The organism is Actinomadura montaniterrae, from assembly GCF_008923365.1.
GTDB lineage: Bacteria > Actinomycetota > Actinomycetes > Streptosporangiales > Streptosporangiaceae > Spirillospora > Spirillospora montaniterrae.
The window spans coordinates 24988-45457 of record NZ_WBMR01000019.1 but is presented as its reverse complement, the minus strand read 5'-3'; the positions used below and the strand labels follow the sequence as shown (position 1 = coordinate 45457).

Genomic DNA, 20470 nt, shown 5'->3' with positions numbered 1-20470 from the left:
CCGATCACCTCTCGTTTCATCTCAGGCCCCGTCCCAGACCAGCTCGATACGCGTCTCGAACCCCGGCGTGATGTCGGTCGCGGTGATGCTCGACTCGGACGAGTACCAGACGTTGAGCTGCACGTAGTCACCGACGTCGAGCCACACGCTCCACGCCGCCGGAACCGTCTTCGGGCCGCCGATCGGCACCGGCATCTCCGGGCCCTCCCAGACCGTCCCCACGCCCGTCGGGCTGGCGCCGTTGACGAAGATCCCCGGAATGAGGACGAGCCCGCCGGCGCCCGTCCCAGACAGGGAGACGGCGGCGGTGACCTGATACCAGCCCGCGGCCTGGCACACGTACCGGCCCGGAGTGCCGGCGCTCCATCCGCCGTAGTTGTCCTCGTCGACCGTGTCCCAGGACGGGATGTTGTTGACGCCCTCGGTCAGCGTCCAGGCCGTGACGGCGCGGCGCGCCCGGAACCGCGGCCGGTCGAGCACGAACTGAAGGGCCATGGCCATGGTGTTGAGCTGATCGACGGCGGGGCCGCCCGCGTTGAACTCGGGGATCCACGGCACCGGGGGCAGGGTCATCGCGACTTCCAGACCGCGACGAGCCGGGACGCGTCCCCGACGCCGTCCTTCACGCTCAGCGCGGCGCCCTGCGTCTGGAGCATCTGGACCTCTACGTAGTCGTTCACGGCGAGGCGGACCTGCGCGACGGCGGGGAGCGCGGTCCCGGCGGTGGTGCCCGTCGCGGGGAAACAGCTCCCGCCGGCGTATGCGGTGGTGCCGTTGATCAGCAGCCGCGCGGCCCGGTATCCGGCGGGGCTGGCGGGTTCGGCGACGGCCGCGAGCCCGTACAGCAGGTACAGCCCGGCGCGCTTGCACACGTACCGGGACGGCGTGGCGGCCGCCCAGCCGCCGTAGTTGTCGAGGGTCTCGCCCGCGGCGGTGAAGTTGATGGACGTCCAGGTCGACGCGCCGGGCGGGATGGTCTGGGTGGTGCCTTGCGAGGTGAGGCGCGCCAGGGGCGGGTTGTGCAGGAAGTTCACCAGGTCCCGGATCTCGGTGTTCAGCGGGACTTTCCCGGCGCCGGTCGCCGACCCGGTGACGATGTCGGTGTCGGTCCAGGTGTGCGGGAGCGCCGGGAGCGCTGGCGTGGCGATGCCGGCCCAGGCCGGGTCCGCGCCGACCCACCGGACGGTGAAGCTGGGCGACTTCCCGGACACCAGCGTGTTCACCAGCACGCCAGTGTTCTGCCAGGCGCACAGCTCCACGTAGTTGTCGTTCCGGCCGTTGAGCTGGACGAGGTCCATCACCATGCAGTCGACGGCGTGCCCGGCCGCGCTGGGTTGCTTCTGCCCCTCGAAGACGGTGCCGCCGTTGACGCGCAGGCCCGCGATGAACACGTTCGTCGCGCTGGAGGAGTCGAACGGGATGTACCCGCTCGCCAAATACCAGTCCCCGCCGCTGCCCGCGGACACCGCCGAGGACTGCGGGGCGTAGTAGCGGGAAGTGTTCGTCCCGTCGTTGTGGCCGCCGTGCGTGTCGACCAGCTCGTCATAGCCGCCGATCGGGGACCAGGTGCTGGAGTTGATGCCCTGCGCGACGGACGTGACGCCCTGGAACATCGCGGGCTTGCGCTGCCACGCGACGGCGCCAGCAACGTCGTGCATCAGGTACCACGCCTTGACCGGGTCGCCGGGCACGGTGGCCGCCGCGTCAACCCACGTTCGCGGCTGCACAGGCTGGAAGACCGGTTGCCCGTCCGGCAGGTACATGGTCGTGTCGGTGCGGGTCACAGCGCGAGCACCTTCCCTCCCACGGTCCCGTAGACGGAGTCGGAGCAGATCGGCACCTGCGGGGGCGCGGACCCGAGCGTGAGCGTCACCGAGGCGTCCACGCTCGCGCCGTACTCGATGCTCGGGGCGACCTTCAGCACCCGGCAGGGGACGGCGAGGGCGGGCGCGCCGATCTGGCGGCGCATCACGGTGACCAGGTCCCCCACCTCGATGCCGAGGACGGTCGGCCACGCGGCCGGGTAGGCGTGCGCGGAGATGGTGATGGTCTCGACGCGCTGCTGCGGCCAGGCGTACCGGCCGAGCAGCCAGTTCGCCAGATGCCAGGCCCGTTCGCCGTTCCCCAGGCGCGTCTCCCGGGAGAGAGGTCCGCGCGTGCCGTACTTGCTGCTGGACAGGACGTCCTCGATGACGTTGTTCGACGACAATCCATACGGGCCGAACTGGCTGACGGTGATCTTGTTGTAGACGAAGCTCGGATTGAAGCTGGGCTTCCATCCCGGCCGGTACGGGATCTCCCCACCGGCGGTGTTGTCGCCGAACACCACACGGGTGCGCTGCTGATCCGCCATGGACCGCGACCGATACTGCAGTTGCCCGGCGGCGTCGGCGAAGAACAGCGCGTCCTCGTAGCCGACGGCCTCGTTCGCCAGGTCGGTGACCGTCCCGCCGGCCGAGCCTTCCGGCCCGACGAACGGCGAGTAGGCGTTCCCGATTATCCGGGTGCCGGACCAGCCCGTCGTGGACAGCTTCTTCTGGATGCGGGAGCCGACCTCCTCGCCGGAGACGAAGCCCTCCGTCCCGGCGTTATGGAGGTTGTTGATCTCGCTACTGGTCAGCGCGCGGGCGAAGACCGCGATGTGCGCATGGGTGGCGCCCCACGTCCGGCCGGCGCCGAAGCTGTCGGCCTCGCCGCCGATGTTGATGCCGGTCCAGGTCGCGGGCAGGTTGCAGGACCCCGACCCCTGCAGCAGGCCGTCCACGTACACCGCCCACGTGGTCTGGGTCAGGACGAGCGCCCAGGACCGCCAGTCCGCACCGGCGATCTGCAGAACGCCGAGGTCGGCGGTGGTGGTCTGCGCGTGCGTCGTCTTGTCCCACTTGGTGATGGACGCCTTCAGCGTCGTTCGGGACACCTGGAGGCGGAACACGCCGCCGCGCGCGCCGCCGCCCGCGTTGGCGTTGCGGATCGTGACCACGGCCGGGTCGGCGGTGGCGTTGAGGATGGCGTCGGCGTTGGGGTCGACGACCAGGGCGAGGCCGGTGATCGTCACCCCGTTGGCGAGCGAGGGGAACCAGCGGCTGCTGCCGACGAGGGCGTAGCCCTTGGTGGCGAGGTCGGCAGCGACGCCGCCGGTCTGCCCCCAGCCGGTGCCGTCGTCGCCGCGCACGCTGGTCTTGAAGTTCGGCTGGAGTTCGATGGACGCGACGTCCTGCGTGGACTGCCCGAAGTCGGCTTGCGCCTGCCCCGCGCCCCACTTCGAAGTGCGCTCCATCAGCACGTCGGAGGTGGTGCCGGACGCGTTCGCGGCGTAGCCGGAGCCGCTGGCGTCATCCAGCGGCCAGTACGCCATCGGGAACCGGCGGAGGATCTCCCCGCGCAGCGCACTCGGGTTGATCGCGGTGAGGGACTCGACCGCGTCCCCCGAGGTGCTCTCGGTCTGCGCCCACGCGGCGTCCCGGTAGGAGACGGCGAGGTCCCGCAGCCACCCGGACGCCACCACGTAAGCGGTGCCCTGCCACGTCATGACGAGCCGCCACGGCGTGTACAGGTCGACCTTCACGCCGGCGTAGACGTCCCCGGTCGCGGTGGCCACCTTCGCGCCGCCGGGCGTGCCGTCCGCGCGCTTGAACGTGACGGTCGTTGTCCCGCCCGCGGTGGACAGGCCGGTGACCTGGAAGACGTTCAGCTCCTTCAGGTCGCCGTCGGTGTTGGCCAGCTCGATGCGGAAGAAGTCGCCGACGTTCAGCGGCGCCGTGGTGCTCGGAACCTTGATCGTGGTGGTCGTCCCGGCCGCCGTTGCCGACGCGGTCGCGACCGGCCGGGTGGTGTACGCGCCGTCCCGGTTGTCGATGACGACGACGCCGGACCCCTGCTCGGTCGTCCCCAGCTCCGCCTGGACACCTCGGTCGGCGTCCATGCCGAGGAACCGGGCCGTCTGGTCGGTCCAGGCGACCTTCCCGAGCGGCGTGGACAGGTCGTAACCCAGCCCGATCTGGAGGCTCGTCGCCGGCCAGTTCGGGTTGGGCTGGGCGACGGCCGTGCCGGTGGTGCGCAGCGCGACCGCGACGCCGACCCAGTCCGCGGCGGCCGAGGACGTCCACGTCGCCGTCTGCGCGGTGGTGGTGATTTTCCACTGCGGGCCGAGCTTCAGGTCCGGCGCGCCGACGCCGAGCTGCTGGAGCGCGGTGAAGCCACTGCCGGTCGCCGTGAGGGTCGCGGAGTTCACGTCGATGGCGGCGCCGGCGAGCATGAAGCACTCGGCCCCGCCGGACGGCGCCGGGATCGGGATGGACAGCGACGTCGCGGCGGTCGCGGTAACGGGCGTGACCGAGTCGACGGTCGGGCGGCCGGTCATCCCGGCGACCTCGGCGACGACGATCTCGTGCGAGCCGGCGTCGAACGCGAGGATCTGCCGGGCCGCGGAGTAGACCGCGAGCCACGGCCAGCCCTCGTATCGCACGGACGGGCAGACCCACACCTCCATGCGCATGAACGCGCCCGCGTGCGTGGAGGCGGCCCACTGGGTGTCGGTGTGGATCAGCTCCCACGGGCCGCGTGCGAAGTCCCCGACGGTGATCTCGGGGATCTCCTCGGTCGTCGCGAGGTTCACGACCCGGACGGCGACGACGGCGACCAGCCAGTTCCCCGCGGTGGGGTTGGTGATGACCTCGCAGTCGGCGTCGCCCTCGGACAGCTTCCACTGCCGCGGGACGGTGATCGCCATCAGCGGCCCGCCGGGAGCGCCACGGCCAGGCGGCCGGACAGCAGTTGCGACTGGACGGCCTTGGCGAGGTTCCGCTCGCTGGTGACCGAGCCCTGGACGGTCACGTTGACGGTCACGTTCGTCACCGCCTTCGTCCCGCCGTTGTTGATGGTCGCGTACTGGGCCGGGGCGCTCAGCGTCGTCGACCCGGCGCCAGCCGCCCGGTTCATCCACGCCAGGACCGGCTCCCACTTGCGGGTCGCCGCGGCGTTCATGACGAACTCGTTGTTGGACAGGCGGACCAGGTTGGAGTCCGAGGTGTCGGTGCCGCGCCCTCGCACCTTGCCGGGCTGCTGGCGCGGCGCCCCGCCGGCTGCGAGCCCCTGGACGGGGCCGCCCATGGCCCGGCCGCCGATCGTGTGGACGATGATGCTGGCGGTCTGGGCGCGGATCCACTCGATGAGGTACTGGACGTCCGCGCGGGCCTGGCTCGTGTTGGCCGTGACCTTGGTGTTGTGCTGCTTGGGGATCGCGTTGACGGCGCCCTTCACGCCGAGCAGCTTGTCGGCGAGCTTGACCGCCTCGTCGTGGCTGTAGTGCATGGACTCGGCGGCCTTGATGATCCGGGCCCGCGCGCTCGCCATGAACTTGGCGACGTCGGCCGCGCTCGCGCCGTTGTCTCGCATCGCAACGGCGTTCTGCTGGGCCGCCTGCGCCAGGCTGTCCAACGCCTGCTCGTTGGCGATCCCCTTGGCGGTCGCAAAGCCGTGCGCCGAGCCGTTCTCCTTCAGTGACTTGTTCAGCGCCAGGACGGCCGAGCCGTACTGGGCGGCGGCCTCCCGCGAGGACAGCTCCTTGCCGGTGAGGTTGTCCAGCGCCGCTTTGAGATCCTTCGCCGACTTGGACGCCAGGTCCATGAACCGCGAGCTGGACGTCTGCGCGTCGTTGGCGACCTGCGTCGCGGCGGCCGCCCGCTCGTAGGCGTTCGATGCCGCCTGGACCGCGTTGTGCACGTCGTTCAGCGAGCCGGCGGCGCCGTCGTTGGCCTGATGCCACAGGTCGGTCGCCATCGAGATCATGTGCAGGCCGGACGGGAAGTACTCGTTCAGCTTCTCCAAGCGGGTCAGCAGCCCGATGAGCTGGCCGCTGATGTTGATCAGCGTCGAGAAATCCTCGATCAGGTCAGCGAAGGCCTGCGGGTTGTCCTTTGCCGCGTCCGCGACGGCGTTCAGCCCGTCGGAGATGTTCCGGAGGATCGTGTCCATCTTCGGGCCGAGTTCGCCGAGCACGGCCTGGAAGGCGTCCGCGAACTTCTTGATCGTCGGCTCGAACTCGCGGAGCCCGTTGAGGAGCTGCCCGACGAACTGCTCGACGACCGGCGCTAGGTCGGCGAACACCGTCTTCAGCGTGGGGCCGAACGCGTCGAAGGTCGACTGGACCGCCCGCGCGATCCGCTGGAGCGTCGGCTCCCACGGTTTCGCCCATTCCTCCAGGTCGTGGACGACGTGGTCCTTCAGACCGGAGAAGGAGGACTGGACCTGCTTGGACTTGGCCGCTGCCATGATCGCCACGGCGGACAGGGCGCCGCCGAAGGCCAGGGTGATCGCGCCGGCCGCCGCCGCGGCGACGAACGGGAGGATGGCGATCGCGGCCTGGATCTTCATGTCGACGCCGCCGACCATGCCGGACAGGCCATCGAAGGCGCGGCGCCCGCGCGACTCCATCTCACGGAACGCGTGGTCGGAGTCCCTGCCGAGGTTGCCGTACTCGTCACGGAGCCGGCGGACCAGCTCGTTGTGCTCCTTGAGCTGCCCGGACGCCCGAAGCGCCGCGAGCCGTTCCGCGATGCCGGCGGCAGCGGCCTCGCGGGCGAGCTGCCGGTACTGGTCGGCCTCCTCGTCGGTCGCGCGTGCCGCCGCGCGGGCGGCCCGGGCCTGCGCGACCTGGGCGCGCTCCAGCTCCCGTTGTGCGCGCGCAGCCGCCTGCGCCGCGCGCTCGGCGTTGCCCTCGCCGCGGGCGAGCTTCTCGGCCTCCTCGGCGGCAGCGGCCTGCGCGCGGGCGGCGCGCTCGGCCGCTTCGGCGGCCTTGCGGCCCATCTCCTCTACGCGCTCGCGCGCCTCGCGCGACTGCTCACCGAGACGGTCCGCGGACCTGGCGGCCCGCTCGGTGTTCTGGACGAAGTTCTCGACGTCGGCGACGAACCGCTCGACGGTCGTGTTATCGGCCATGCACGACCGCCCGGAACGCCTCCGCGCCGACCTCGGACAGCCGCCCGGACGCACGCAGGTCCCGAACCGGCGGGACGATGTACGGCCGCGGCGGCAGGGTCGTGCGGTGCCCGCGGCCGGCGACGCCGCCCAGGTTCTGAATCCGGTCGTACGGCAGGATCCCGTCGCTGCCTGCGGTGGCGACCCAGCGGTACGAGCCCTCGTTGACCGCCGGGACGACGACGATGTGGGTCATCAGCGCGCCGGAGATCCGCGCGGGCGGCTGCCCGGGCGCGGCCGGGGTGGGCGTCCCGCGCCGGTGGCTGCGCCTGTTCAGCGCCTCCCGGATCGCGTTCCGCCCCTCCCGGGCCATCGCGCCGGCCGCGGCCCGGCCGCCGTCATGGGCTGCCAGCTCCGCCATCCGGCGGAGCCTGTCGCCGCTGGGACTCATCCGCCTGCACCTCCCGGATCTGGTTGAGCACAGGAACGATGTAGGGGATGAGCCACGCGGGGACGTCGTCCTCCACCTGGCGGGGCGTCCAGCCGAACAGGTCGGCGAACTGCACGTACGTCAGCGCGTCGAGGATCCGGCGGGACGGCGTGTGCTCAGGGCCGGTGTCCCGGCCCTTGAGGTGGTTCTTCAGCCGGAGGAGGTCTTGCCATCCGGGGCCGGGCTGGGCTTGCTCTTGCCCGGGTCGGTAAACCCCACCGCCTCCCAGTGCGGCGCGGTGGCGTCCAGCAGCTCCAGGTAGGCGCTGCGGGGCAGGAAGTCGATCTTGTCGGCGTTGCCCTTGGGCGGCGCCTTGTCGAACGACCACGCCTCGATCAGGTGGGCGATCAGGGCATCCCGCATCCGGTCCATCAGCGCGGGCGTGAACGCGCTGGTGTCGCCGCCCTTCTTGTAGGGGGGCAGCATCCGGTTGATGGCGGTCTCGACGCGGCGGGGCATGTCGTCGAGGTCGGTGACCTCCGCCCAGCGCTCGTTTCCGTCCTTGTCCTTGCCGAGGTCGACGCGCATGGTTCGTCGATTCCTTTCTAGCTGGAGTAGTCGGTGACGGCGTTCTTCAGTACCGCCTTGATCGGGGACAGCCCGCCGGACGCCGCGGCGTCCGTCGAGTTGGCCATGGCCGAGAACGAGACGTCCCAGCCGAGCAGCGTGTCGCGCTTCTGGCCGGCGTCGGTGTACGCCGCCTTGGTCATCGTCAGCGCCAGCTCCCGCAGCGCGCCCGTGCTGCCGCCGTTGTTGACGGTGATGACCAGGGCGGGCTGCTGGTTGGTCAGCAGACCCGTGGTCAGCGGGGACTCGTCGATCGCGACGAACGTGAGCTTCCCGGACACCTTGATCGCGCCGCGGCCGATGACGTACGGCGCCTGGGTGCCGTTCGCGGTCCACATCGGGGCCAGCTCGCGGGCGATGGTGACCGACCACTCGCTGATGTTCGGGGCGCTGCTGCCCGCGATCGACACGGTGGACCGCCACGCGGGGATGACCTGCTCGCTGGTCGGGGTGTTCGTCATCGCCGCCGACGCCGCCGCCGACGGGTACGAGGTGGCCTTCCCGTCGATCTGGAACAGGCCCTCGGTGTTCCCGGACAGGGTGAGCTCGGACAGGCATGCGCCCGGGTACGCGCGGGCGCCGACGGTAGCAGTGAGCTGCTGGGAGTCGATCAGGGTGTGCGTCGGCGGCTGGCCGTTGCCGCTGTTCAGCAGCCCGAACGTGTGCGGGTAGACCCCGGACACCGCGGCGCCGACGGCGTAGTCCCCGAGGATGTTGTGCAGCAGCGACCCCAGCGCATCCATGAACCCCGGCCCGGAGAAGTCGATGTCGCACGACTCCGGCCCCATGACGCCGCCGAACTCGCTGGCCATCGAGCCGCGGTACCCGTCGTCCACCAGGAAGTCGGGCTTGTCGGTCGGGTCGAACTTGCTGAACGGCGGGAAGAACCTCGCGGCGACCTGCGTGCCGGCGGTGGTTTCTCTGCCGATCCCGAAGGCGCTCCGTGCGCCCGGCATCACGGGCATCAGTCGGTCTCCTTGTCCTTGCTCGTGCGGACCCGGGCGGCCGTCCAGCGGCTGTCCGGGGGCAGCGGCAGCTCGACGGGCTCGTGCTCGCCGGTCTCGATCAGCTCGCCGTCCTCGCCGCGCTTCGCGCCGGGGCGGGTGACGCCGGCGGCCTGCCGGATCTCGTAGGTCTGGCCGGGCTCGGCGACCAGCGTCGACCCCTTGGCCACGTCGATGTACTCGGCGTACGTGGTGGCCACGTCGCCGCCGAAGGTGTACTTCACTCGTGCTCCTATGCCTGCGGGTAGACGGTCGCGTCGAACCTGACGACCGCCTCCTGGCGGACGGTCGGCAGGGCGCCCGGCTCGTACGCCGGGACGCTGGCCGTGTCGCGGTTGATGCCGCGCTGGGACTCCCCGGCCTCCATCACCGCGCCGCCGAGCGTCCGGTCCCCGTGGATCCGGTCGGTGATCGCGTCCAGCAGGTCGTCCAGGTCGCGCTGTGCGTCCTCGATGACCGCCGTGCGGGCCAGGTGCCAGATCCACAGCTCGACGGCCAGGGGGCGGCTCTTGAAGCCCGCCGTTGGCCCGCCGAACGCGATCCGCCGCTCGCTGTCCCCGGCGAGGTGGATGGACATGACGGCGCCCATGTTCCGGCCGGCCGCCAGGGTGGCGAAGTAGTCGGGATCCTCGAAGCGCGTCGTCCAGTACGGCCGCACTCCGGCCAGCCCGGCGTCGGCGAGCGGCGTCGGCCGGTAGATCTGGCTCTTCGGGTCGAGGGGCCCGCCGAAGAACGCCGCGATCCCGGCGCGGATCTCTCTGCGGGAGGTCATCGCGGCATCGGCCCCTGGAAGGAGAACCGCGCCGCTTGGAGCACTGCGAACGCCTGGTCCCCGATCAACGGCAGCCCCGACGTGTTGCCGCCGACGGACTGGCCGCGCGACAGGTCCACCGCGCCCGCGCTGGAGCCGGTCGGGACGCCGGCCTGCATCCCGTGCCGGATGCCGTTCGCGTTGCCCTGCTCCAGCTGGTAGGCGACCTGCTCCAGCGTCGCGGCCTTCAGCGCGGCCTGGACGTCGGCGTCGTCCGGGTCGTAGACCGCGCACAGCAGCAGCCGGTCGATGTCGCGGGACGCGCGGTCGAGGAGCCGGGATGCACCCGCTGGCTCGTGGTCGTCGAGGAACGCCGTCAGCTCCGCGACCGTCGCGTACGCCACGTCAGCTCCCCTCGCCGCCGTCCGGGTCGGGCTCGTCCTGGCCGTAGGCGGCGATCAGGTCGTCCTTGGTCGCCTTCTCCGCCTCGGCCTGCTCGGCGCCGTTGGCGACCGCCCAGGCGACCCAGTCGCCCTTGGGGGCGGACTTGGCCGGCCGGGACGGCGCCACCGGCTCGGGCTCGGGCTCGTCCACGCGCCGCCACCCGGAGACCGGGTCGTCGGCGAGCGCCTGGAGGCGCTTCTCCTCGTCGCTGCCGGGCTCGGGCTGCACGCGCTCGGCGTCGTGCGCGCCGGTCCCGCGGGCGTAGATGGCCATCAGATGACCAGCCCCGTCATGACGGCGTGGTGCTTCTCGGCCCCGTACTTCAGGCCGATCTCGCCGTACAGCTGGACCTCGTCGGACGCGCCGGTCTTGGCCAGCGGCTCCTCGAAGAAGTGCCCCTTGCCGGGCACGTTGAGGAAGACCGGCATCAGGTCCTCCATCGACACGACCGCGATGGTGTCCTGCGGCATGTGCCGGTCCATCATCAGGTTCAGCGTGCCGAAGTCGGTGACGACGGTGTTGACGTTGACGCCGCCCATGGTGCGGGACGTCTCCCGGTACTGGCCGTACGCCGACGCGTACGCCTTGGTGATCGCCCGCTTCTGGACGCTGTTGCACAGCAGCGTCGCGGTGGCCTGCTCGCTGATACCGCCGTTGTCGTAGGCGAGCTGGAGCAGGTCGTTGATGACGTCGCCGGTCAGCGCGGTCGCCCACGGCTTGGTGAACGCCAGGCCGGTCGCGGTGCCCAGCGTGATCGCCGCGCCGCCGCTGCTGGCCGACACCTTGAAGTTGTTGGCGTCGACCACGGTGACGACGTAGTAGACGCGGCCGGCGACGATGCCGGTCGCGGCGCCGGTCGCGGTGAACACGATCTTGTTGCCCGCCGTCAGCCCGTGCCCGGTGGCGGTGATCGTGTCGGTCGCCGACGTCGCGCCCGTCACAGAGGTGCCCTTGGCGATCCGGTTGGTGGTGATCGCCTGGAGCAGTCCGCGGGTCTTCCGCGCGGTCGAGGAGTCGGTCGGCAGCTGGTAGGTGCCGTTGATGAAGCTCCAGTTCACGTCGAGCGCAATGGACTTCAGTGCCTGCTGGACCTGCCAGTTCAGCTCGTTCCCGACCGGGTTGGAGCCGGGCAGCGCGTTGTAGGGCGCGGCCTGCGGGCCCGCGATCTGCCCGGTCGCGGACTGCTTGGTGTAGGAGACGGACACCTTCTCCTGGTGGATCTGGCAGACGTTCCGGGCGTTCGCCCGGACGCGCTCCTCGGCGGTCGGCGCGGTCGCGCCCTCCAGCCGGACCCGCTGCGACGGGTCGCGCAGGTCGTAGGTCTGCCACTCGAACTCCGTGGCGCTGGTCTCGCCGCCGCCGGTCAGGCCGCCGATGGCCGACAGCAGCGGCGTGTCGTCGGGGGTGAGCGCGAACAGCTCGCCCACGTAGTTGGGCAGGTTGTAGGTCGTGCCCATACCGGTGATGCCGGCCATGTGGCGTTCTCCTCTACTTCAGTGCGGCGCGCTGCCGCTTCAGGGCGATCGCTGTGGCGAAGTCGCGGTTCTTCTCCGCGTCGGCGATCTGCTGGTCGATGGATGCGCGGGCGCCCGGGCCGCCGGTGAAGTCCCCGCCGGACCGGCCGGCGGCGGGCTGCTGCGCGGCGAACCGCGGCTTCTTGGCGAAGTCCTTGGCGACCTTGTTGACGGCTTCGCGGAGGTCGTCGGTGTCGAAGTCCTCGTCGAGCTCGGCGGCGACCGCGTCGCGGAACGCCTGCGAGTCGAGGAGTGCTTCGGCGTCCGCGCCGACGTTGGTGGCGGCGCGGTTGACGGCGTTCTCGTAGCGCGTTTCGAGCAGCTCGCTCTCGAACGTGCTCGCGCGCTCCTGCTCGGCCTCGTACTTGGCCTGCCAGTCCTCGCTGCCCTCGGGCTCGGCGGGCGACTGCCCGCCGCCGTTGAGCTTGTCGAGCTGCTGCTTGTAGCGCTTGGCGCGGCCCTCGTGCTTGCGGGACGCGGCGAGGCGCTCGGCGATCTGGCCGGGTGCGAGGCCGTCCGACTTCCACTGCTCGATCAGCTCGTCCCAGCCGCCCGTGTCGGGCTGGCCGGCGGGCTGCTGCGCGGCGTCGTCGGTCGGGGTGGGCTGCTGTGACGGGTCGCCCGTGTCGGGCGCCGGGGTGCCCGTGTCGGGCTCGACCGGCATCGTCATGGCTGGCTCCTACTTTCGGGCGCCCTTCATCAGGGCGCTCTTGCGGTGCTTCTTGCGGGTGGCGTCGGCGCGTGCCTTCACCTTGGGGTTGTGCTGGGTGATCCATCCGGCGAGCCGACGTGACCCGACCTTGGAGGCCAGGGCGTCGAACTTCGCGCTGCTCACTGGTCACCCCCTCTCGGGCCGGTGCGGAACGAGGGCATGCGCTCCAGCGTCGAGCGGCGGCGCAGGGACCGGCGCGTCCGGCGGCGCCTGCGCGCGGGCGCGGGCTTGCCGGAGTCCGAACGGGCCGGGACCGGGGTGAACGCCTTCGGCTTCTTCGGCTTCAGGTGGTCCTTGGCCATGCGGGGCGCCTTGAGCTTCTTCAGCAGCTCGGGCGTGAGCTTCCCCGTGGCAGGGAGGCCGAAGCGGCGCTGTGCCCGCTTGATCGCCGCCGTGGTCTTCGGGCCGACGATGCCGTCCACCGCGAGCTTCTTGCCGTCGGCGTCCTTGAAGCCGAGCCGGTTCAGCAGGGTCTGGATGCCCTTGACGGCCTTGGCTTTCTGCTCCGGGGTCGCCTTGCCCTTCCCCTTGCCGCCCTTCTTGCCCTTGCCGCCGCCCTTGCCCTTGGCGTCCTTGGGCAGGCTGGCACCCTTGGCCTTCAGACCGAGGACGCTCTGCCCAGTGCGACCGGGCCCGGTCTCGGCGACGAACTGCCCGCCGCCCGCCGCACCGGCCGCCGCGCGCGGATGCGCTGCCTCGTCGAACGGCATCTCAGCGGCCCTTCCGCTTCAGCGCGGACTTGCGGTGCGGCTTCCCGCCCCGGAACCCCGCAGCGCCCGCCTGCGCGCGCGGGATGACGGACCGCTTGTCCTCCAGGAGCCGCTGGCGCCGCATGACCTCGGCCCGCCCGGCGGACGTCGACAGGTCCAGCTCGTGCAGCGGCACGGCGGCGAGGCTGCTCTTCTTCGACTTCCCGCCGGTCTTCTTCGCTGCGGGCTTCGCGGACACCTTCGGCTTCGCCGAGCCCTTCCCGCCGCCCTTGCCGCGGTGCTGCTTGCTCGCCATCGCGCCGGGGGTGAGCGGGATCCACCCGTGCTTCCACTCGGCCATCAGTCCCCCAGTCCGTGCCGGATCGACGGTGTGTGCCCGAAGTCCACGCGCTCGCGCTGCCGGGACCGCTGGAGGCCGTGCGTGGCGATGTGCTGCCGCAGCGCGGCCTGCCAGTGCCTCACCTTGCGGCGGGCCAGGAGCCGCGCCGTGTCGTCCATCGCGGCGGCTTCGCGGCGCTTCCACTCGCGGATGTGCCGCTCGATCGCGCGCTGCCGCTGCGTCGCCGCGTACGAGCCGCGCTTGTGGCGGGCGGCGTGCGGCAGGTGCTCGGACACGCCGGGCTCGTACCGCACGACCTGGTGGTGGCAGCGCGGATGCCACAGCCCGGCGGCCCGCGCGGTCGCCATCGAGGGGCGGCCGGGGGTGTGGCCGGAGACCGATAGGACGCGGTGCTCCCACGGCAGGCACAGCGGGCAGGGGTGCGCGGACTGGAGCACCATCACCAGGTCGTCGCCGGCGGCGGTGACCGAGTCGAGGTAGCCGTCCATCGCGGCGTTCCCGGCGGCCGTCTGAAGCGCGGTCTCGACCTGCGGGACGAGCGAGAGGGTACGGCCGTGGTCGTCGACGCCGCCCACGAGGCCGCGCGAGGCGATGCGGTCCAGCTCGGCCTGGACGACGGTGCGGCGGCGGTCGTCGGGCGCGCGGGTGCCGAGCGTGACCGCGCGGGCGTACGCGCGCGAGACGCGGCGCGGCAGGCGGCCCCACAGGCGCCGCATAGCGTCCATGACGCGCTGCACGAGCCCCCGGCGGCGCGCGGGGGTCGGCGGGGCGCCGTGGCCGCGCCGGTAGGCGTCGGCGATCATCTGCTCGATCTGCGGGCCCGCCGTGGCCGCGAGGCGCCGGACGGTGGCGTCCAGGTCCCGCTGGATGGCGGCGAGCTTCCGCTGCTGCCCCGCGGCCCACTCTGGCGAGCCGATCCGCGGGCCGAGTTGCTCCGCCATGAACCGGATCGTCGTCTCCTCCCAGCCCGCGTGCAGGGCGACGACGACGCGCGGCAGGCCTTCGGCGAGCGCCGGGGACACCGGGGCGGGGATGGCCATGGGGTCACCTCCCGCCCTTGCGGCGCGGCAGCCGCCGGTACCTGATGCCCTTGCCGCCCGGTGTGGCGTGCGCCTTGTCGTGCGCGAAGCGGCGCAGGCGCGGGTTGGCGAAGAACAGCCGCACTGCGCCTTGCTCTTGAACGCGTGGTGGGGGCCGGACATGGTCAGACGCGCGGCGGCCAGACCCAGTGGCCCTCACCGTCGCCCTCGGTGCGCGACGTGGCCCAGTAGGTGTCGTTGCCGTCCAGGGAGACCTGGAGGTTGGCCGTGGTGGCGGACGGGTCGAAGACGCGCACGACCATGGCCGGGTAGGTCTGACCGGCCTGCGCGCGGTTCCCGACGTGCGCCTGGTGGCCGGTCGCGCCGCCCGTGCCGGACACGCGCGGCGGGAGGATGGTGCGCTGGAACGCCTCGAAGTCGGCGCGGCGCCGGTTGATCGCGTCCGCGTCGGCCTCGGTGAGGGTGTAGCGGACGATCCGGCCGATGGTCGGTTGCATGCTTCCTCCTGTAGGTCAGCCGAGCGCGTCCAGCGCGGCCTGGTCCTCGGACGGGGCTCCCCCACCGTCCGGGGCGCCCGGCCCGGAGTCCGGCCCCATGCCAGCCGAGTCCGGGCCGGGCACGATCTCCGGCGGCGCGGGCGGGGCCGCCTCGTCCTGGATCCGCTGCACCTCGGCGTCCACCTGCTCGCCGTCCCAGTCCGGATGCACCATCTGCACGAGCGTCTCCGTCGATGCGGCCTCGGCGGCGCGGAGCAGCTGCGCCGTCTGCGCGAGCGCCTGCGGGTCCTCCGATACCCGGTCGCCGAACTCCACGGTCGGCCGGACGGCGTTCACGCCGGAGCGGAACTTCGCGGCGTCGACCGCGAGGAGCACGCGGAGGATCTCGGCGAGCGCCGGCGACCAGTACGTGATCTTCCGGTCGCGGGTGATGTCGGAGCGGCGCGTCCGGGAGTCGACCTCGGTCGCGGTCTGCGCGACCTGCTGCTCCCCGTCCGCCGCGCTGCCGAACGTCTGCGCCGAGTAGCCGCACGCCCGGACGATCTGGTCCTGGAGAGACTGCGCGGACTGGAGGTGCTCGGTGACGCGGATCTGGAACTGCGTCGGCGTCACCATCAGGCCGCCGGCGGCCGAGTTCGGGGACTGGAGCGCGGCGACGGGGTAGATCAGCTCCTGCTCGCTGTCCCAGGTCGCCCCTTTCCCCTGGCCGAGGGACTGCAGGTAGGTCTCCGGGATGATCAGCTTCGCCTTCGCGAGCCGGATGTCCCGCATCAGGCTGGAGTACACCTCGTCCAGGGCGTCCATCAGGCCCTCGGTGCCCGCGTAGTCGGAGCGGCCGAGGTGCGCCGCCTCGGGGATCTCCCGCCAGACCCGCGACGGGCGCATGTTCGGCACGTAGCAGGCGGTCAGGCCGTCCTGCACGCCGGTCGGCATACTGTCCGGGATGCCCATGGTCTCGTCCAGGGAGTCGAGCGGCTTCGGCGTGCCGAGGTCGGCGTCCGCGCCCTGGTAGAGGCCGTTGTAGATGACGCCGGGCTCGTGGCGCTCCAGGTGCCGCCACACGTCGTTGCCCTGCCGCTTCACCACCCGCCAGAACGTCACGGCCTTCAGGCGGCCGTACCGCCAGTCCGGGATGGCGCAGTCCGCGTGCATGGCGGAGATCCACGGCCGGTCCCGCACCTTGTCGTCCCAGCAGATCCGCAGGTACACGCCGCCGAGCGCGGCGCACACCTCGGCGGCTTCGAGGAGGTCGGCGTGCAGGCCGTCCTCCACCAGCTCGTCGAGGCGCGCCTGCGTCTTGTCGTCGTCCTCCACGCTGAACGTCGGCGGCTCGCTGAACAGCAGGTCGGCGGACGTGGCGGCGATGTCGCCGGCGAGCGGGAGGTGCAGCTTGGTCCGCTTCTCGTTCGGCGGGGTCTGGGTGCCCCAGAACCAGCGTGCGGCGAGGCGGCCGAGCCAGCCGCGCCAGCCGCGCAGGTCGGTGTCGAGGGACCCGAGGGGGCGTCCGGGGTCGCCTGCGAGGGATCCGCCGTAGAGGAGGGCGAGGCGGTCGGGGTCGCCGGAGTACCACGCGGACCAGACGTCGAGGCGGGCGGTGACCATGTCGAGTTCGCGGGGCGGCCAGGGGCCTCCGCCGTTGGGGAGCGGCATCAGTCGATCTCGCGTTCCTGGTAGCCGCCGCTCTCGACGTCACCCGCCGCGGCGATGAGACCGCGGCGGGTGACCCAGTCGGTCCCATCGCTGGCCTTGCTTGCGACGATGACAGCGCCGTCCGCCTTGTGGATCTTGGCGATGAGCACGGCATCGCTGATGAGATCGCCCTCGTCGAGGTCGAGCGCGATGCCGAGCGGGCCTGGCGTAGGCATGGGTTACGCGGCCTCCCTCAGGTCGGACCGCCAAGCGGCGGAGGTGGTGAACACCGCGTACCGCGCGGCGTCCAAGCTGTGGTCGTCGGCCTTAATCGGGGCGTCTTCGCCCTTCGCCGCCTTGTCCGGGTCCCACGAGTAGCCGGGGATCTCGTTGATGAAGCCCGTGCAGCTCCGGTGCACCTTGAGCTGGCCCCGGCCGAGCAGCGAGGACACCACGCGGATCCCGTCCAACACCGAGTTGTCGGCCTGCGCGGGGACCAGGCCGTCCTGGTGGAGCTGCGTCACGAACGACGCGGCGGACGGGTCGACGATCGTCCACTGCGGATGCACGCCGATCGCCTTCAGCCAGCCCCGCACCCGCTCGGAGTACTGCGCGTCCGTGAGCTGCTGATGCATGGTCTTCGAGTCCCAACGCCACTCGTGGCCGAGGTACAGGCACTGGTCCGCGCCGAGACCGAGCGTCAGCGCCGCGAACGGGTTCGTCGTGCCGTAGTCGACGCCGACCGCGATCCACCGCCGGATGGCCGACAGATCCGAGACCACGTGCCGGTCCGGGTCCCACATGTCGAACACGGCGCCCTCGGCTAGCGCCCACTCCCCGAGGATGTTCCGGCGGTAGAACAGGCCGACGTTCTCGGCCTTCAGGTCCGCGACGTACTGCGGGTCCAGGCTCGGGTTGTCGTCGAGCGTGAAGTGCCAGCTGGCGAGGTTCAGCTGCGGGGCGCGGAGGAGGAACTGCTGGCGGAGCCAGTGGTTCGGGCCGTCGGGGTTCGTGGTGGCGAGCAGCCGCGCGCCGGGCACGGACAGGCGAGCGAGGAGCTGCGTCCAGAACGCCTCGGGGACGAGGGTCGCTTCGTCGACCAGGGCCAGGCACGCCGTCATGCCGCGCAGGCGCCCCTCGGACAGCTGGTTGTACGCGCCGATCAGGTGCACCGTCCGGCCCAAGATGACGGCGGTGTTGGAACCGCGCGTGTGGTGGACGTGCGCGGCCAGCGGCCCGAACAGGCTCGCGTCCTGGAGAGGCTCGATGATGTTGCGCTCGATGGTCTCGCGCGTCCGGCCGGCGATGACGATGAGCCCGTGGTCGGGTGCCTGCGCGACGGCGATCATGAAGGCCAGCAGCGAAGCGATGGTCTTGCCGGAGCGGACGGCGCCCGCCCAGATCGAGATGCGGACCTGGCGGGACTCGGCGATGCTCGTGATCTGCTTGGGCGACAGGACCGCCTTGACGGCGTCGAGGTTCACGTGTCCAGGACGTGGACGGGTCCGCGCGCGGCCGTGCGCGTCGCACCCGCCATCACCACCGTCAGATGCCACCACCGCGTCCCGGCCGTGGCGAGCCACGACGAGGGGATGGTGACGCGGATCTGGCCGGCGGCGGCGTCGAGGACCTCGATGCCGTCGCCGATCGCGAGGACCACCACGGACGCGTCGCCGTCCGGGGTCTCGGCGGACGGCTTCAGGTAGACGTGCACCAGGGCGCCGGTGAGGTCGTAGGCGGCGCCGGTCGCCTCGTCGGAGACGGTGACGGTCACCTGCTCGTCGTCGCCCTGGAACAGGTCGAGGCTCTTGGTGCGCTGCACGGGCACCTCCTACTCGACGAGGGCGGCGAACCGGCCGGACGGCGCGGCGGTCGCGGTCAGGTGGCCCGGCACGGTGACGGCCGCGGCGAGGCGCCCAGTGTGAGCGGTGGCGGCGACCAGCTCCGGCAGCTCCTGCACTACCGTCTGCCCGCCGCCGAGCAGCCTCGCCGCGTCCGTCTCCTCCGCCACCCCCAGATGGCGAGCCTTCACGTGCGCGAGCGTCCGCGCCTCCACCGTCTCCAGTGCGGTTCCGATGGGGTACGCCTTCCGCCGGCCGATGGGTTGCGCCGTCTCGACCAGCCCGGCCGCACCGATCAGCAGGCGTTTGGCCGTGCCGAGGGGGCGGGCGGTGTCGGTCTCGATGGCGGGCGCGGCAGGGACGAGCGTGGAGCCGGGCGCGGTCACGGGGGTCGCCGCGTCGACTTCAGAGGCGGTCCCTGCCGCGCGCTGCTTGGCGCGGCCCACCGGTTGGGCTGCGCCGGTCTCGGTGGCCGTGGCGAGCGGCCGGGTCTTGCGTGCGCCGATGGGCTGCGCCGTCTCGACGACCGCCGCGGCGGCGAGCGCGCGGCGCTTGGTCGCGGTGAGCGGCTGCGCCTGGTCGTGCTCGACGGCCGCCGTGACGGGCTGCTCGGTCGCGGACGACGCCGTGATCGTCTGCGCCGCGTTCGTCTCGACGGCCGGGGCGACGGGTCGGGTCTTGGCGCGTCCGGTCGGCTGCGCCGCGCTGATCGCCGTGGCGGTCCCGATGGGTCGGGCCTTCCGCGCGCCGATCGGCTGGGCGGACTCCACCGCGGCGGCCGTGGCGATGAGGCGGGCCTTGCTGCGCGCGACGGGCTGTGCGGTCGCCGTCTCCGCCGCGGGCGACGCCGCGCGCGCCTTGGCCCGACCGAGCGGCTGTGCCGTGTCGGTCTCGGCCGCGGTCCCGGCCGGGAGCGTCGTCCCGCCGCCGGTCTGCGGGGGCTGCACGGCGATCGTGACGACCACGCTGTTGCGGGACCCGGCCAGGACGACCGACAGGGCGCCGGTCGGGCCGACGGCGGTCTGCGGTGCGGTCGCCAGGGCGCTGGTGGTGTCCGCGCCACCCGTGGACTGGACCTCGGCGCGCTCGGTCAGGACCGCGGGATCGGTCGCCGCCCAGCCGGACACGCCGACGTTGTCGCCGACACCGCAGCCGCCGACGATCAGGCAGTCCGCCACGGTGGTGGTGACGCCGCTGTCGGACGGGGTGGAGCTGTTGAGCGTCGCAGTCGCATGGGCCTTATGCGTCGGGGTGGTGCCGTCGGCGCCGGACACGGCGATCATCGACCCGGCGCACGAGTCGGTGAACCCGTCCCACGTGTACGAACTCGGCTCGGACGCGCCGGCGACGTGCTCGAACACGCCGACCCAGCCGCCGCCACCGGTCGCCGTGCCGCTGGTGAGCGCCCACCCGGACGGAACCGTCGTCGGCGCGGTACCGGCGCCGCCGTTGACGACCAGGGCGTACAGGACGTGCCCGGCCGCCGTACCGGTCGGCTTCGGGATCGCGACGCTGGTGGTGGAGGTGGTTGGGCCGAGCCCGGCCGCGACGAACGCGGGCGCGGCCATCAGGCGGCGGAGCTGGCCCGGATGAAGTCGGCGATGGTCGCGGTCACGTCCGACCCGTCCGGGGTGATCGACCAGCCGTGCTTGGACAGCGGGATCAGGTCCGCGTCGGTGCCCGTCGAGACGTCGGGGTCGTAGCAGATGATCAGCGCGCCGACCGGGTTGCCGCCCGCGGCCGTCCAGGTGACGTCAGCGGCGTCCATGTTGACGCGGTCGTTGATGTCGTCCACGGTCGCCGTCACGCTGGCGAGGGCCTTGCGGCCCATCGTGGTCTGCTCGTTGTTCGACGCGGCGAGCAGCACCGACAGGTTGTCGTAGTCGCGCAGGACGGCGTCGGTCTCCAGGCCGGTCGCCTCGATCGGCACCACCACCAGGCCGTCATTGGCGGCCGGCAGCCCCGCGTAGTAGGCGACCTTCCCGAGGGCGATGTTGAACACGATGTCGGCCATGG

24 protein-coding genes are annotated in these 20470 nt (G+C 72.1%); all 24 read right to left on the bottom strand.

Annotation, left to right across the window (positions count from 1 at the left end; translation table 11 throughout):
• Positions 1–21: 21 nt before the first annotated feature.
• Positions 22–573, bottom strand: a complete 552-nt coding sequence (locus F9B16_RS09960; RefSeq protein WP_151539718.1) for a hypothetical protein — start codon at positions 571–573, stop codon at positions 22–24.
• Entirely contained in the window at positions 570–1784 is a 1215-nt protein-coding gene (locus tag F9B16_RS09955; protein ID WP_151539717.1) for a hypothetical protein, read from the bottom strand. The genes F9B16_RS09960 and F9B16_RS09955 overlap by 4 nt, the downstream gene beginning before the upstream one ends.
• On the bottom strand, positions 1781–4729 hold the full coding sequence (locus tag F9B16_RS09950; RefSeq protein WP_151539716.1) for a LamG-like jellyroll fold domain-containing protein: 2949 nt from the start codon (positions 4727–4729) through the stop codon (positions 1781–1783). The genes F9B16_RS09955 and F9B16_RS09950 overlap by 4 nt, the downstream gene beginning before the upstream one ends.
• Positions 4729–6936: a hypothetical protein gene (locus F9B16_RS09945; protein WP_151539715.1), complete on the bottom strand. Its 2208-nt coding sequence runs from the start codon at positions 6934–6936 to the stop codon at positions 4729–4731. Before F9B16_RS09945 ends, F9B16_RS09950 begins: the two co-directional genes overlap by 1 nt.
• Entirely contained in the window at positions 6926–7366 is a 441-nt protein-coding gene (locus tag F9B16_RS09940; protein WP_151539714.1) for a phage virion morphogenesis protein, read from the bottom strand. Before F9B16_RS09940 ends, F9B16_RS09945 begins: the two co-directional genes overlap by 11 nt.
• Positions 7367–7555: 189 nt before the next feature.
• Positions 7556–7933 carry a hypothetical protein gene (locus F9B16_RS09935; protein ID WP_151539713.1) on the bottom strand — a complete coding sequence of 126 codons (378 nt, stop codon included), beginning with the start codon at positions 7931–7933 and terminating at the stop codon, positions 7556–7558.
• Between the two features lie 17 nt (positions 7934–7950).
• Entirely contained in the window at positions 7951–8937 is a 987-nt protein-coding gene (locus F9B16_RS09930; protein WP_151539712.1) for a phage tail tube protein, read from the bottom strand.
• The gene (locus tag F9B16_RS09925) at positions 8937–9200 is read right to left on the bottom strand and encodes a hypothetical protein (protein ID WP_151539711.1); all 264 of its coding nucleotides are present in this window, start codon (positions 9198–9200) and stop codon (positions 8937–8939) included. Before F9B16_RS09925 ends, F9B16_RS09930 begins: the two co-directional genes overlap by 1 nt.
• A gap of 8 nt (positions 9201–9208) precedes the next feature.
• Positions 9209–9748 (bottom strand): hypothetical protein, encoded by a 540-nt coding sequence (locus F9B16_RS09920; RefSeq protein WP_151539710.1) that lies wholly within the window; start codon positions 9746–9748, stop codon positions 9209–9211.
• Positions 9745–10131 (bottom strand): hypothetical protein, encoded by a 387-nt coding sequence (locus F9B16_RS09915; protein ID WP_151539709.1) that lies wholly within the window; start codon positions 10129–10131, stop codon positions 9745–9747. Before F9B16_RS09915 ends, F9B16_RS09920 begins: the two co-directional genes overlap by 4 nt.
• 1 nt (position 10132) lies before the next feature.
• Complete coding sequence (locus F9B16_RS09910; protein WP_151539708.1) at positions 10133–10444, bottom strand: hypothetical protein; 312 nt, start codon at positions 10442–10444, stop codon at positions 10133–10135.
• Complete coding sequence (locus F9B16_RS09905; protein ID WP_151539707.1) at positions 10444–11646, bottom strand: SU10 major capsid protein; 1203 nt, start codon at positions 11644–11646, stop codon at positions 10444–10446. The genes F9B16_RS09910 and F9B16_RS09905 overlap by 1 nt, the downstream gene beginning before the upstream one ends.
• Before the next feature lie 13 nt (positions 11647–11659).
• Positions 11660–12355 carry a cysteine--tRNA ligase gene (locus F9B16_RS09900; protein ID WP_151539706.1) on the bottom strand — a complete coding sequence of 232 codons (696 nt, stop codon included), beginning with the start codon at positions 12353–12355 and terminating at the stop codon, positions 11660–11662.
• Between the two features lie 9 nt (positions 12356–12364).
• The gene (locus F9B16_RS50770) at positions 12365–12520 is read right to left on the bottom strand and encodes a hypothetical protein (protein ID WP_192808701.1); all 156 of its coding nucleotides are present in this window, start codon (positions 12518–12520) and stop codon (positions 12365–12367) included.
• Positions 12517–13107: a peptidoglycan-binding domain-containing protein gene (locus F9B16_RS09895; RefSeq protein WP_151539705.1), complete on the bottom strand. Its 591-nt coding sequence runs from the start codon at positions 13105–13107 to the stop codon at positions 12517–12519. Before F9B16_RS09895 ends, F9B16_RS50770 begins: the two co-directional genes overlap by 4 nt.
• 1 nt (position 13108) lies before the next feature.
• The gene (locus tag F9B16_RS09890; RefSeq protein ID WP_151539704.1) at positions 13109–13447 is read right to left on the bottom strand and encodes a hypothetical protein; all 339 of its coding nucleotides are present in this window, start codon (positions 13445–13447) and stop codon (positions 13109–13111) included.
• Positions 13447–14487 (bottom strand): phage minor capsid protein, encoded by a 1041-nt coding sequence (locus F9B16_RS09885; RefSeq protein ID WP_151539703.1) that lies wholly within the window; start codon positions 14485–14487, stop codon positions 13447–13449. The genes F9B16_RS09890 and F9B16_RS09885 overlap by 1 nt, the downstream gene beginning before the upstream one ends.
• 164 nt (positions 14488–14651) lie before the next feature.
• Positions 14652–14984 (bottom strand): hypothetical protein, encoded by a 333-nt coding sequence (locus F9B16_RS09880; protein ID WP_151539702.1) that lies wholly within the window; start codon positions 14982–14984, stop codon positions 14652–14654.
• Positions 14985–14999: 15 nt separating this feature from the next.
• Positions 15000–16634 (bottom strand): phage portal protein, encoded by a 1635-nt coding sequence (locus tag F9B16_RS09875; protein ID WP_151539701.1) that lies wholly within the window; start codon positions 16632–16634, stop codon positions 15000–15002.
• Positions 16634–16849, bottom strand: a complete 216-nt coding sequence (locus F9B16_RS09870; protein ID WP_151539700.1) for a hypothetical protein — start codon at positions 16847–16849, stop codon at positions 16634–16636. Before F9B16_RS09870 ends, F9B16_RS09875 begins: the two co-directional genes overlap by 1 nt.
• A gap of 3 nt (positions 16850–16852) precedes the next feature.
• Positions 16853–18097 carry a PBSX family phage terminase large subunit gene (locus F9B16_RS09865; protein WP_151539699.1) on the bottom strand — a complete coding sequence of 415 codons (1245 nt, stop codon included), beginning with the start codon at positions 18095–18097 and terminating at the stop codon, positions 16853–16855.
• Complete coding sequence (locus F9B16_RS09860; protein WP_151539698.1) at positions 18094–18435, bottom strand: hypothetical protein; 342 nt, start codon at positions 18433–18435, stop codon at positions 18094–18096. Before F9B16_RS09860 ends, F9B16_RS09865 begins: the two co-directional genes overlap by 4 nt.
• A gap of 9 nt (positions 18436–18444) precedes the next feature.
• The gene (locus F9B16_RS09855; RefSeq protein ID WP_151539697.1) at positions 18445–20022 is read right to left on the bottom strand and encodes a hypothetical protein; all 1578 of its coding nucleotides are present in this window, start codon (positions 20020–20022) and stop codon (positions 18445–18447) included.
• A complete protein-coding gene (locus F9B16_RS09850) occupies positions 20022–20468 on the bottom strand; it encodes a hypothetical protein (RefSeq protein WP_151539696.1) in 447 nt (148 codons plus the stop codon). Before F9B16_RS09850 ends, F9B16_RS09855 begins: the two co-directional genes overlap by 1 nt.
• Positions 20469–20470 lie beyond the last annotated feature (2 nt).